The 12,518-nt window shown below is 70.0% G+C and carries 11 protein-coding genes; 9 read left to right on the top strand and 2 right to left on the bottom strand.

Going from position 1 to position 12,518, the window contains the following annotated elements; all coding sequences use genetic code 11:
• Positions 1 to 207: 207 nt before the first annotated feature.
• Positions 208 to 1,704 (bottom strand): CoA-acylating methylmalonate-semialdehyde dehydrogenase, encoded by a 1,497-nt coding sequence (locus tag DK412_RS06910; RefSeq protein ID WP_109975109.1) that lies wholly within the window; start codon positions 1,702 to 1,704, stop codon positions 208 to 210.
• Between the two features lie 248 nt (positions 1,705 to 1,952).
• Positions 1,953 to 3,284: an aspartate aminotransferase family protein gene (locus tag DK412_RS06905; protein ID WP_109971340.1), complete on the bottom strand. Its 1,332-nt coding sequence runs from the start codon at positions 3,282 to 3,284 to the stop codon at positions 1,953 to 1,955.
• 166 nt (positions 3,285 to 3,450) lie between these two features.
• Between DK412_RS06905 and DK412_RS06900 the strand changes: the two genes are divergently transcribed.
• The 9 genes from DK412_RS06900 to DK412_RS06860 all read left to right on the top strand — a co-directional run bounded on the left by DK412_RS06900 (position 3,451) and on the right by DK412_RS06860 (position 12,518).
• Positions 3,451 to 4,002: a cupin domain-containing protein gene (locus DK412_RS06900; protein ID WP_093569332.1), complete on the top strand. Its 552-nt coding sequence runs from the start codon at positions 3,451 to 3,453 to the stop codon at positions 4,000 to 4,002.
• Positions 4,003 to 4,063: 61 nt separating this feature from the next.
• On the top strand, positions 4,064 to 4,768 hold the full coding sequence (locus tag DK412_RS06895) for a GntR family transcriptional regulator (RefSeq protein ID WP_109971339.1): 705 nt from the start codon (positions 4,064 to 4,066) through the stop codon (positions 4,766 to 4,768).
• Positions 4,769 to 5,240: 472 nt separating this feature from the next.
• Positions 5,241 to 5,993 (top strand): ABC transporter ATP-binding protein, encoded by a 753-nt coding sequence (locus tag DK412_RS06890; RefSeq protein WP_109971338.1) that lies wholly within the window; start codon positions 5,241 to 5,243, stop codon positions 5,991 to 5,993.
• Entirely contained in the window at positions 5,986 to 6,690 is a 705-nt protein-coding gene (locus DK412_RS06885; RefSeq protein ID WP_109971337.1) for an ABC transporter ATP-binding protein, read from the top strand. Before DK412_RS06890 ends, DK412_RS06885 begins: the two co-directional genes overlap by 8 nt.
• Positions 6,691 to 6,983: 293 nt before the next feature.
• Positions 6,984 to 8,204, top strand: coding sequence for an ABC transporter substrate-binding protein (locus DK412_RS06880; RefSeq protein WP_109971336.1), 1,221 nt, complete (start codon positions 6,984 to 6,986; stop codon positions 8,202 to 8,204).
• A 226-nt stretch (positions 8,205 to 8,430) separates the two neighbouring features.
• Positions 8,431 to 9,336 carry a branched-chain amino acid ABC transporter permease gene (locus DK412_RS06875; protein WP_093569327.1) on the top strand — a complete coding sequence of 302 codons (906 nt, stop codon included), beginning with the start codon at positions 8,431 to 8,433 and terminating at the stop codon, positions 9,334 to 9,336.
• Between the two features lies 1 nt (position 9,337).
• Complete coding sequence (locus DK412_RS06870) at positions 9,338 to 10,330, top strand: branched-chain amino acid ABC transporter permease (RefSeq protein ID WP_109971335.1); 993 nt, start codon at positions 9,338 to 9,340, stop codon at positions 10,328 to 10,330.
• Positions 10,331 to 10,369: 39 nt separating this feature from the next.
• Entirely contained in the window at positions 10,370 to 11,266 is an 897-nt protein-coding gene (locus DK412_RS06865; RefSeq protein WP_109971334.1) for a dihydrodipicolinate synthase family protein, read from the top strand.
• Positions 11,267 to 11,276: 10 nt separating this feature from the next.
• A complete protein-coding gene (locus DK412_RS06860; RefSeq protein ID WP_109971333.1) occupies positions 11,277 to 12,518 on the top strand; it encodes an FAD-dependent oxidoreductase in 1,242 nt (413 codons plus the stop codon).

Raw genomic sequence — 12,518 nt, 5'->3', positions numbered from 1 at the left:
CAGTGCAAAAAGACGCTGCGAAGACATGGCGGCGGATCGACGCAAATCGCTCGTTCGCGCGCGCCGCGAGCCCGGACCGGCCGTTTCCCGCGAGGCGCGCGCTCGCATCCCCGGCTGTCGCGGACGAAAAATGGGACCGCGCGGGGCGCGGTCCCTGGTTCGACCGATCTCGGGCGGGGCCGCCGGCCCCGCCCGTCCGCGCGTCGGTCAGCGCATGGTCGGCATCACGAACTCGGCGCCGGCGCGGATGCCGGTCGGCCAGCGGGTCGTGATGGTCTTGAGGCGCGTGTAGAACCGCACGCCTTCCGGACCGTGCATGTGGTGGTCGCCGAACAAGGACGCCTTCCAGCCGCCGAAGGAGTGGAACGCCATCGGCACCGGGATCGGCACGTTGATGCCGACCATCCCGACCTGGATCTGGTGCGCGAATTCCCGCGCCGCGTCGCCGTCGCGCGTGAAGATCGCCGTGCCGTTGCCGAATTCGTGCTCGTTGATCATCCGCGCGGCGGTGGCGTAGTCGGGGGCGCGCGCCACCGCCAGCACCGGCCCGAAGATCTCCTCCTTGTAGATCGTCATCTCGGGCGTCACCCGGTCGAACAGCGTGCCGCCGACGAAGTAGCCGTTCTCGTAGCCTTGCAGCGTCAGGCCGCGCCCGTCGACCACCAGCTCGGCGCCTTCCTCCACGCCGCGGTCGATGTAGCCCTTCACCTTGTCGCGGTGCTGCGCGGTGACGAGCGGGCCCATCTCGGCCTCCGGATCGGTGCCGGGGCCGACCTTGAGCGCGCGGACCTTCGGGATCAGCTTCTCCATCAGCCGGTCGGCGGTCTCCTCGCCGATCGGCACCGCCACCGAGATCGCCATGCAGCGCTCGCCGGCCGAGCCGTAGGCGGCGCCCATCAGGGCGTCGACCGCCTGGTCCATGTCGGCGTCGGGCATCACCACCATGTGGTTCTTGGCCCCGCCGAGGCACTGGGCGCGCTTTCCGGTGCGCGCCGCGGTCTCGTAGATGTACTTCGCGATCGGGGTCGAGCCGACGAAGGACACGGCGGAGATGTCGGGGTGGTGCAGGAGGGCGTCGACCGCCTCCTTGTCGCCCTGGACCACCGAGAACACGCCGTCGGGGAGCCCTGCTTCCTTCAGCCACTCGGCCATCACCAGGGCGGCGGAGGGGTCGCGCTCGGAGGGCTTGAGGATGAAGCAGTTGCCGCAGGCCAGCGCGACGGGGAACATCCACATCGGCACCATGGCGGGGAAGTTGAACGGCGTGATGCCGGCGACGACCCCGAGGGGCTGGCGGATGGCGCTGCTGTCGACGCGGGTGCCGACATTCTCGGTGATCTCGCCCTTGAGGAGCTGCGGCGCGCCGGTGGCGAACTCGACCACCTCCATGCCGCGCTGGATCTCGCCCTTGGCGTCGGACAGCACCTTGCCGTGCTCGGCGGTGATCACCGCGGCGAGCTCGTCGATGCGCTCTTCGAGGAAGCGCAGGAACTTGTTGAGGATGCGGGCGCGGCGCAGGGGCGGCGTGGCGGCCCAGGCCGGGAAGGCGGCGCGGGCGGCGGCGACGGCCGCCCCGACCTCGTCGGTGCTGGCGAGCGCGACGGTGCCCGATTGCTCGCCGGTGGCCGGGTTGAAGACTGGCGCGGTGCGGCCCGAGCGGCCGGCCGTCTGAGCGCCGCCGACGAAGTGTCCGATGGTGGTCATGGTGGTCATGGTTTTCCGGTCGTGAGTTGAGGCGAGCTTGCTCACACCCTCCATCGTCATTCCGGGGCTCGCCGCAGGCGAGAGCCCGGAGTGCCGGAGGCACGCCCAGAGCCGCAGAGGACTCAGAACGAAGCGGGATAGGGTCCGCCTCATTCTGATGGACCTGCGGTTCTGGATTCCGGGCTCCGCTTCGCGGCCCCGGAATGACCCTGTGGGTGACAGGACTGTCGGTTGATCCGAGGTGATGCTTACGCCGCCCGCCGCAGCGCCTCGCCCAGCATCGAGGCCATCGTGTCGATGTGCTCGGGCTCCGCGATCAGCGGCGGCGACAGGGCGATGATGTCGCCGGTGACGCGGATGAGCAGGCCCTTCTCGAAGCAGTCGGTGAAGACGTCGTAGGCCCGCGCCCCCGGCGCCCCGTCGCGGGATTTCAGCTCGATGCCGGCGATGAGGCCGATGGTGCGGATGTCGATCACGTTCGGGCAATCGCGAAGCGCGTGCATCGCCGCGTGCCACTGCGCCTGGACCTGGGTGGTGCGGGTGAGGAGGCCTTCCTCCTCGTAGATCTCCAGGGTGGCGAGGCCGGCCGCGCAGGCGACCGGATGGCCCGAATAGGTGTAGCCGTGGAAGAGCTCGATCGCGCCCTCCGGCCCGTGCATCAGCGCGTCGTGCACCTGACGCGTGGCGAAGACCGCGCCCATCGGGATCGTGCCGTTGGTGAGGCCCTTCGCGGTCGTGATGAGGTCGGGCGTCACGCCGAAATAATCGGTGGCGAAGGGCGCGCCGAGGCGGCCGAAGCCGGTGATGACCTCGTCGAAGATCAACAGGATGCCGTGGCGGGTCGCGATCTCGCGCAGGCGCTCGAGGTAGCCCTTCGGCGGCACCAGCACGCCGGTCGAGCCGGCCACCGGCTCGACGATCACCGCGGCGATGGTCTCGGCGCCGTGGAGCGCCACCAGCCGCTCGAGGTCGTCGGCCAGATCGGCGCCGTGCTCGGGCTGGCCCTGGACGAAGGCGTTCTGGCTAAGGTCGTGGGTGTGGCGCAGGTGGTCGACGCCCGGCAGGAGCGGGAACATCCGGCGGTTGTTGACGAGGCCGCCGACCGAGATGCCGCCGAAGCCGACGCCATGATAGCCGCGCTCGCGCCCGATCACCCGGGTCCGCGTGCCCTGGCCGATGGCGCGCTGGTAGGCGAGCGCGATCTTGAGCGCGGTGTCGACCGATTCCGAGCCCGAGCCGGTGAAGAACACCCGGTCGAGGGCGCCGCCCGGCGCGAGGCCGGCCAGGCGCTCGGCGAACTCGAAGGCGATCGGGTGGCCCATCTGGAACGAGGGCGCGTAGTCGAGGGTCGAGAGCTGGCGCTCGACGGCCTCGGCGATGCGCCGGCGGCCGTGGCCGGCATTGACGCACCACAGGCCGGCGGTGCCGTCGAGCACGGTGCGGCCGTCGTCGGCGGTGTAGTGCATGCCCTCGGCGGCGACGAGGAGGCGGGGTGCGGCCTTGAACTGGCGATTGGCCGTGAACGGCATCCAGTAGGCGTCGAGGCTCGGGCGGTTCAGGCGCGGCGGATGGGCGTTCATGATGGGGGTCTCTCGGCGGGGTCCGTCTGGGGCGCGATGGCCGAGAGACAAGCCCGTTCCGGCAAGCGCAACAAGTCCTTTTCTGTTCACCCGTAACCCGTTGACGGAGCAGGCCACCGGGATAGGGTGTTGCCCGATCCGCAACAGCCTCAACAGGGGAGCCGGCGTGACCAACGACGAGGTGGGGGCGCGCCTGCGCCACGTGCGCCTCCTGCACGGCCTGTCGCAGCGGGCGCTCGCCAAGCGCGCCGGGGTGGTCAATTCCACCATCTCGCTGATCGAATCGGGCCAGACCAACCCGTCGGTCGGCGCCCTCAAGCGCATCCTCGACGCGGTGCCGATCGGGCTCGCCGAGTTCTTCTCGCTCACCCCGGAGCGGTCCGAGAAGGCGTTCTACGCCAGCGAGGAGCTGGTCGAGATCGGCAAGGGCCGGATCTCCTACCGCCAGGTCGGCGACAACCTGTTCGGCCGCGCCCTGCAACTCCTCAAGGAGCGCTACGAGCCGGGTTCCGACACCGGCCGGGTACCGCTGGTCCATGACGGCGAGGAGGGCGGCATCGTGCTCTCGGGCCGGCTGGAGGTGACGGTGGACGACGAGCGCCGGGTGCTGGGACCGGGCGACGCCTACTACTTCTCCAGCCGCCGGCCGCACCGCTTCCGCTGCGTCGGGCCGAACCCGTGCGAGGTCGTCAGCGCCTGCACGCCGCCGACCTTCTGACGGCCTTGCAGCCCTCGATCGTATACAATATTCATCAGCGTGAACGAGTGGAGTCGAGAGCATGGCCGTGACGGCGCGCGCGCGGGGATCCCGATCCGTCGCCGGAGGGCTCGGCCACCGGACGGTCTCTGCGGCGGTGGCGGAGGCCCTGCGCCAGCGCATCCTCTCGGGCGCCCTGGCGCCGGGATTCCAGCTGCGCCAGGACGCGCTGGCCGAGGAATTCGGCATCAGCCGGATCCCGATCCGCGAGGCGCTGCTGCAGCTCGAAGCCTCCGGCCTGGTGAAGATCGCGCCGCATCGCGGCGCGGTGGTCACCGGGCTCTCGGTCGAGGAGATCGAGGACGTGTTTCAGCTCCGCGTCTCCCTGGAACCGCAATTGCTGATCCTCTCGGCCCGCCACCTGACGCGGGACGATTTTTCGGAACTACGCGCCCTGCGCGACGAGTACAGCGCCGCGCTCAAGGCTGGGACCGTCGAGACCTGGGGCGAGCTGAACCGGCGCTTCCATCTCGGCCTGCTGCGTCATGCCGGCCGGCCGCGCTCGCTCGCCATCGTCGCCGGCCTGCTCCAGGATTGCGACCGCCCGACCCGCCTCCAGCTCTCCGTCTCCGGCGACGTCGCCCGTGCCGACATGGAGCACACCACGATCCTCGACCTGTGCGAGGCCGGGGAGGTGGTGGCGGCGGCGAACCTGTTGCGGATCCATGTCGAGCATGCGGGGCATTCGCTGGTCGAGATCTATCGCAAGTCGGCGGTCGTGGAGTGAAGGTTGCCTGCAGGCAATCCTGGTCGGCAGTGTCGATCAAATCTTTTGTTTGCAAATTTCTCTGCGTCATGCCAAGTACAAACTTGGCGATGAACACGGATGTCGCTGAGCGTGTACTACGATGTTCAATTGATTGACTTCAAACATATAGAGCGCGGGATCCCCTCTCCCGTGTGGGAGAGGGGTAGGGGTGAGGGTAGCTCGGCTTCAGGATAAGCCGCCAAGAGTCGAGCTGCGCAGCTGTGCGCTCGGCGATCTATTCGGAACCCAAGCCACCCTCACGCGGGATCTTCGATCCCCACGGCCCCTCTCCCACTCGGGAGAGGGGAGGCGCGCTCTATCCTGAATGCGAACGGATCGAGCGGAAGCCGTGTGACACGCGCATCCCGGCGAGCGAATTACCGTAAGGTCGCTTGACCCGATCGCATATTTTATACAATCTACGAATCGAGGCAGCGCAGGGGATCGCACCGTGCCCGACACCGCACTCGAGACCAGGGGGCTGACCAAGGCGTTCGGCGGCTTCCGGGCCGTGCGGGGGCTCGACCTGAAGATCCGCCGCCACGCGATCCACGCGCTGATCGGCCCGAACGGCGCCGGCAAGACCACGGTGTTCAACCTGCTCACCAAGGTCCACGTGCCGACCGAGGGGCAGATCCTCTACGAGGGCGCCGACATCACCCGCGAGAGTTCGGCGGCGATCGCCAGACGCGGGCTGGTGCGCTCGTTCCAGATCTCGGCGATCTTCCCGAACCTCTCGGTGCGCGACAACGTCCGGGTCGCGCTGCAGCGCCGCCTCGGGACGCAGTTCCAGTTCTGGCGCTCCGGCCGCACGCTCCGGGTGCTCGACGAGGAGGCGATGCGGCTGCTCTCCGAGGTCGGCCTGGCTGAAGCCGCCGAGGCCCGGGCCGCCGACCTCTCCTACGGCCGCAAGCGCACGCTCGAGATCGCCACGACGCTCGCCCTCGACCCGCCCTTCCTGCTCCTCGACGAGCCGACGCAGGGCATGGCGATCGAGGATGTCGACCGCATCAAGCGGCTGATCCGGCGGATCGCCAAAGGCCGCACCATCCTGATGGTCGAGCACAACATGTCGGTGGTGGCCGACCTCTGCGACACGATCACGGTGCTCCAGCGCGGCGAGATCCTGGCCGAGGGACCTTACGCCGCCGTCTCGACCGATCCGGCGGTGCGCGCCGCCTATCTCGGAGGCGGGCATGCCTGAGACGGTCCTCGAGACGCGCGGCCTCCAGGCCTGGTACGGCGAGAGCCACGTGCTGCACGGCATCGACCTCACGGTGCGCGAGGGCGAGTGCGTCACGCTCATCGGCCGCAACGGCGCCGGACGCACCACGACGCTGCGCGCCATCCTCGGGCTCACCGACCGGCGCGCCGGTTCGGTGCGGGTGCGGGGTGCCGAGGCGATCCGGCTGCCGCCCCACCGCATCGCCCGCCTCGGCCTCGGCTACTGCCCGGAGGAACGCGGCGTCTACCGCACGCTGACCACCCGCGAGAACCTGACCCTGCTGCCGCGCCTCGGCGAGGGCGGCCTGCCGCTCGACGAGGTCCTGGCGCTGTTTCCCAACCTCGCCGAGCGGGCCGACAGCTATGGCGGTCGCCTCTCGGGCGGCGAGCAGCAGATGCTGGCGCTCGGGCGCATCCTGACGACCGGCGCCCGCATCCTGCTCCTCGACGAGATCACCGAGGGGCTGGCGCCGGTCATCGTCGAGGCCCTGGGGCGCGCCGTGGCGCTCCTGAAGAGCCGCGGCTTCACCATCGTGCTGGTCGAGCAGAACTTCCACTTCGCCCGCCACCTCGCCGACCGCCACTACGTCGTCGAGCACGGCCGCATCGCCGCGGAGATCGCGGCGCACGAGGTCGCGGCACGGGAGGAGGAGGTCGGGCGGCTGCTCGGGGTGTGACGGGAACACAGAACAGATAACTGGCCAATCCGTCTCCAACACACAGGGTCATCCCGGGGCTCGCCGAAGGCGAGAGCCCGGGATCCAGAACCGCGGATGGTCCAGGATCAAGCGGAATGCTCTGCGCCTCTTTCTGAACGGCCTGCGCGTCTGGATTCCGGGCTCCGCTGCGCGGCCCCGGAATGACGCGGAGAGTGCAGGAACTGGTGTTTGACGAGGGATATCGGACGAGTTCGGCAGGAGCCCGTCCCCGAAAACCAGGCGTCGTTCAGGCAAACAAGGAGGCGGGAATCATGCGGTCGCGTGTCATCGGGTGCACCCTCGGGCTGTCGCTCGCCGCTCTGGCGTCGGGGGCTCTCGCCGCCGAGAAGGTCAGCGACGGGGTGGTGAAGGTGGGCATCCTCAACGACCTGTCGGGGATCTATTCCGATTTCACCGGCCGCGGCTCGGCGGTGGCGGCGCAGATCGCCATCGACGAGATGGGCGCCAAGGTGCTCGGCGCGCCCGTCGAGCTCGTCGCCGCCGACCACCAGAACAAGCCCGACATCGCCGCCAACCTCGCCCGCGAGTGGTTCGACCAGGGCAAGGTCGACATGATCGCCGACTTCCCGACCTCCTCGACGGCGCTCGCCGTCATGGAGATCGCCAAGCAGAAGAACCGGGTGACGATGCTCTCGGCCGGTGTCGCCATGGCGGCGATCACCGACAAGTGCTCGCCGCTCAGCGCGCAATGGATGGTCAACACCTACGCGCTCGCCGCCGGCACCGCCAAGGCCTTGCTCAAGGCCGGCAAGAAGAGCTGGACCTTCGTCACCGCCGACTACACCTTCGGCCACTCGCTGGAGAAGGACGCCGCCGCGGTGGTCGAGGCCGAGGGCGGCAAGGTGCTGGGCGTCTCGCGCCATCCGTTCCCGGGCGGCGACTTCTCGTCCTACATGCTGAAGGCGCAAGCCACCGGCGCCCAGGTGATCGCGCTGGCGAACGCCGGCAGCGACACGATCAACGCCGTCAAGCAGGCCGCCGAGTACGGCATCGGCCGCAGCGACAAGCAGGTGATCGCGCCGCTCCTCACCTACATCACCGACGTGAAGAGCCTCGGCCTCGCCAAGGCCCAGGACATGTACCTCACGGAAGCGTTCTACTGGGATTACGACGACCGCTCGCGCGCCTTCGCGGAAAAATACTTCTCCAAGATGAAGCGGATGCCGAGCGCCTCGCAGGCCGCGATCTATTCGGCGGTGCTGAGCTACCTGAAGGCGATCGAGGCCGCCGGGACCGACGAGGCCGGGGCGGTGATGAGCCAGCTGCGCTCCATGACCATCGACGACGCGGTGATCCGCAACGGCAAGCTCCGGGCCGACGGGGCGCTGGTGCACGACCTGCTGCTGCTCCAGGTGAAGAAGCCGGCCGAGTCCAAGCGCGACTGGGATTTCTACCACGTCAAGGCGGTGCTCAAGGGCGACGAGGTCTACCCGAAGCCGAGCGACGCCTGCCCGCTCAACGCGAAGGGATAGCGCTGCTGCTGCTCGAACCCTCCCCCCCTCTGCGGGGGAGGGTGCCCGGCGGAGCCGGGCGGGAGAGGGGACCGCGACGCTGTTCCAGATCGCGTCCTTCATCACGGTCGCGCCCTCTCCGGAAGCGGCGTCCCCTCTCCCGGCCTACTCCGTAGGCCACCCTCCCCCGCAGAGGGGGGAGGGGACGAACTGAACCGTCCTGCCCTAGTCTTTCCCCGGTCCCCCCATGTCGGACATCACCCTCCAGGCCTTCATGGCCCAGCTCACCATCGGGCTCATCGGCGGTTGCTTCTACGCCATGCTGAGCATGGGGCTGGCGATCATCTTCGGGCTTCTCAACATCATCAACTTCACCCACGGGGCGCAGTTCATGATGGCGGCTTTCCTGGCCTGGATCGGCCTGACGCAGGTCGGCCCCTGGCTCGGCCAGCCGGACCTCCAGGTGAATTTCTGGCTCGCCCTGGTGCTGGCGCCGGCCCTCGTCGCGGTCTTCGGCATGGCGATCGAGCGCACGCTCCTGCGCCGGCTCTACCACCTCGATCACCTCTACGGCCTGCTCCTCACCTTCGGGGTGGCGCTGGTGATGGAGGGCGGCTTCCGCTACGTCTTCGGCGTCTCCGGCCAGGGCTACGAGCCGCCGGAGATTCTTCAGGGGCCGGTCGATGTCGGCTTCATGCTGCTGCCGAAGTACCGGGTGTTCGTGGTCGCGGCCTCGCTGCTGATCTGTCTCGCCACCTGGTACCTCTTCGAGCGCACCAAGCTCGGCGCCTATCTCCGCGCCGGCACCGAGAATCCGCGCCTGCTCCAGGCCTTCGGCATCAACGTGCCGGTGATGATCACCCTGACCTACGGCTTCGGGGTCGCGCTCGCCGGCATCGCCGGGGTGCTCGCCGCCCCCATCATGCAGATCACTCCGCTGATGGGCGGGAGCCTCCTCAACATCGTGTTCGCCGTGGTGGTGATCGGCGGCCTCGGCTCGATCCTCGGCGCGATGCTCACCGGCCTCGGCCTCGGGCTAATCGAGGGGCTGACCAAGGTGGTGTATCCGGAGGCCTCGACCGTGGTGGTCTTCGTCATCATGGCCCTGGCGCTGCTGCTGCGCCCGGCCGGCCTGTTCGGGCGCGAGGCGTGAGATGAACACGAAAGCACTCTTCGCCGCCCTCGTCGCGCTCTTCGTCCTGGTGCCGCTGGTGCCGGGGCTGATCTACCCGATCTTCGTCATGAAGGTGATGGCCTACGGGCTGTTCGCCTGCGCGTTCAACCTCTTGCTCGGCTTCACCGGCCTCGTCTCCTTCGCCCACGCCGCCTTCCTCGGCACCGCCGGCTACGTCACCGGCGCGCTGATGATCCGGTTCGGCGCCCACCCGCTCGGGGTGCCGGCGGCGTTCCTGGCCGGCGTCGCGGCCTCGGCCCTCGTCGGCTTCGCGATCGGCGGTCTCGCGATCCGCCGGCGCGGCATCTACTTCGCGATGATCACGCTCGCCCTGTCGCAGATCGTCTACTTCCTGGCGGTGCAGTTCCGCTGGACCGGCGGCGAGGACGGGCTCCAGGGCATCCCGCGCGGCACGCTGCTCGGTCTCGTCGACCTGTCGTCGGACACCGCGATGTACTACGTCGCGCTGGCGCTGTTCGCCGCCGGCTTCCTGTTCATCGACCGGGTGGTGCACTCGCCCTTCGGCCAGATCCTCCAGGCGGTGCGCGACAACGAGGCGCGGGCGGTCTCGCTCGGCTACGACGCGTCGCGCTTCCAGCTCCTCGCCTTCGTGCTCTCGGCGGCGCTCGCCGGCTATGCTGGCGCCCTCAAGGCCCTGGTCTTCGGTCTCGTCTCGCTCAACGACGTCTCGCTGCACACCTCGACCGAGGTGGTGCTGATGACGCTGCTCGGCGGCGTCGGCACCCTGTTCGGGCCCCTCGTCGGCGCCGCCCTGGTGGTCGGCCTGCAGAACTACCTCGCCACCATCGGCGACCTCGTCACGGTGGTGATCGGCCTGATCTTCATCCTCTGCGTCTCGTTCTTCCGCCGCGGCGTCGTCGGCGAGTGGCTGCACTGGCGCCACCGCCGCGCCGCCCGGGCGGCGCGTCCGCTGCCCGAAGCGGAGCATCCCCCGGTCGCCAAGGCGGCCTGACGTTCCAACCCGAAGAAAACCCTTGAAGGAGACAGACCCATGTGGACAGGCGTCATTCCCGCCGTCACCACCAAGTTCACCGCCGACGGCGCCCTCGACCACGCCGAGATGGAGCGCTGCTTCGCCCTCCAGATGAAGGCCGGCTGCGACGGCCTCATCGTCTGCGGCTCGCTCGGCGAGGGCCCGATGCTGTCGCAGGACGAGCGCCTCGACGTGCTGAAGACCGCCCTGTCGGTCGCAGGTCCCCATCCGGTGCTGCTCACCGTCTCGGAGGCCGGTACCCGCGAGGCCTGCGCGCTCGCCGCCCGTGCCGCCAAGGCGGGGGCGGCCGGCCTGATGGTGGTGCCGAGCCCGATCTATCACACCGACGAGGACGAGACCGTCGCCACCTTGACCGCGGTGGCCGCCGCCGGCGACCTGCCGGTGATGATCTACTCGAACCGCATCGCCTACCGGGTCGACGTGACGCCGCGGATCATGGAGCGGCTCGCCGCCGATTCCCGCTTCGTCGCGATCAAGGAATCCTCCGACGACATCCGCCGCACCACCGAGATCCTCAACCATTTCGGCGACCGCTTCGCGGTGCTGACCGGCGTCGACAACCTCGCCTTCGAGGCGCTCAGCGTCGGCGCCGTCGGCTGGGTCGCGGGCCTGGTCGTCGCCTTCCCGGAGGAGACGGTGGCGATCTACCGGCTGATGAAGCAGGGCCGGACCGCGGAAGCCCTCGAGATCTACCGCTGGTTCCGCCCGCTCCTCGATCTCGACGTCTCGACCTTCCTGGTCCAGAACATCAAGCTCGCCGAGGCGCTGGCGATCGGCTCGACCGAGCACGTCCGCATGCCGAGGAAGCCCCTCTCGGGCGAGCGTCGCGCGGCGGTCGAGGCGATCATCCGCACGGCTTTGGAGCGCCGCCCGTCCCTGAAGCTCGCCGCGTAACGGAGCCGCCTTGCCCCGCGAGGTCGCCATCGTCGGGGCCGGCATCGTCGGCCTCGCCATCGCCCATCACTGCCTCGCCGAGGGCTGGCGGGTGCGGCTGATCGAGCGCGGCGGCGTCGCGGAGGGCGCGAGCTTCGGCAATGCCGGGGCGCTCGCCTTCACCGACGTGCTGCCGCTCGCCTCGCCGGGCATCCTGCGCAAGGCTCCGCGCTGGGTGCTCGATCCCCTCGGGCCGCTGGCGCTGCCGCCGGCCTACCTGCCGCGGATCGCCCCCTGGCTCCTGCGCTTCTGGCGCGCGAGCCTGCCCGACCGCCACCGCCACGCGACGGAGGTCCAGTGCGGCCTGATGCGGCTCGCCGCGCCGGCGATGGAGGCGATGGTGGCCTCGGCCGGCCTCGCCGGGCGCTTGCGCCGCGACGGCAACCTCGAACTCTACGAGAGCGAGGCGGAGCTCTCCGCCTCCGAGCCCGGCTGGGCCGCCCGGGCGCGGGAGGGCATCGCCTTCGAGCATGTCCGCGGCACCCGCCTCGCCGAGCTGCAGCCCGGCCTGTCGCCCCGGTTCGTCGCCGGCACCTTCACGCCGAACTGGATGACGGTCGACGACCCCCACCGTTTCGCCCTGGCGCTCCACGCCGACGTCATGGCGAAGGGCGCGACGCTCGTGCGGGGCGAGGTGCGGGACATCGCGCCCGAGGGCGGGGCCGTGAACGTGGCGCTCGCCGACGGCACGGCGCTCAGAACGGATGCCTGCGTGCTCGCCGCCGGGGCCTGGTCCCGCGCTCTCGCCCGCCGCCTCGGCGACCGGGTGCCGCTCGACACCGAGCGCGGCTACAACACCACGCTGCCGCCCGGCGCCTTCGACCTTCGCCGCCAGCTCACCTTCGGCGGCCACGGCTTCGTGGTGACGCCCCTCGCGACCGGCCTGCGGGTCGGCGGCGCCGTCGAGTTCGGCGGCCTCCGCCGCCCGCCGAACTTCGCCCGCGCCGACGCGATGCTGCGCAAGGCCGCCGCCTTCCTGCCGGGCTTGCGGATCGAGGGCGGCCGACAATGGATGGGCTTCCGCCCCTCGCTCCCCGACAGCCTGCCGGTGATCGGCCCGTCGCGGGCGAGCCCGCGGATCCTCTACGCCTTCGGCCACGGCCATCTCGGGCTGACGCAGAGCGCCGCGACGGGGCGGATCGTGGCGGATCTGCTGGCGGGGCGGGGGCCGGGGGTGGATGTGGCGGCGCTGCGGGCGGGGCGGTTCGGGTAG

This window comes from Methylobacterium sp. 17Sr1-1 (genome assembly GCF_003173775.1).
Lineage (GTDB): Bacteria > Pseudomonadota > Alphaproteobacteria > Rhizobiales > Beijerinckiaceae > Methylobacterium.
This window is presented reverse-complemented; position numbering and strand designations above follow the sequence as displayed.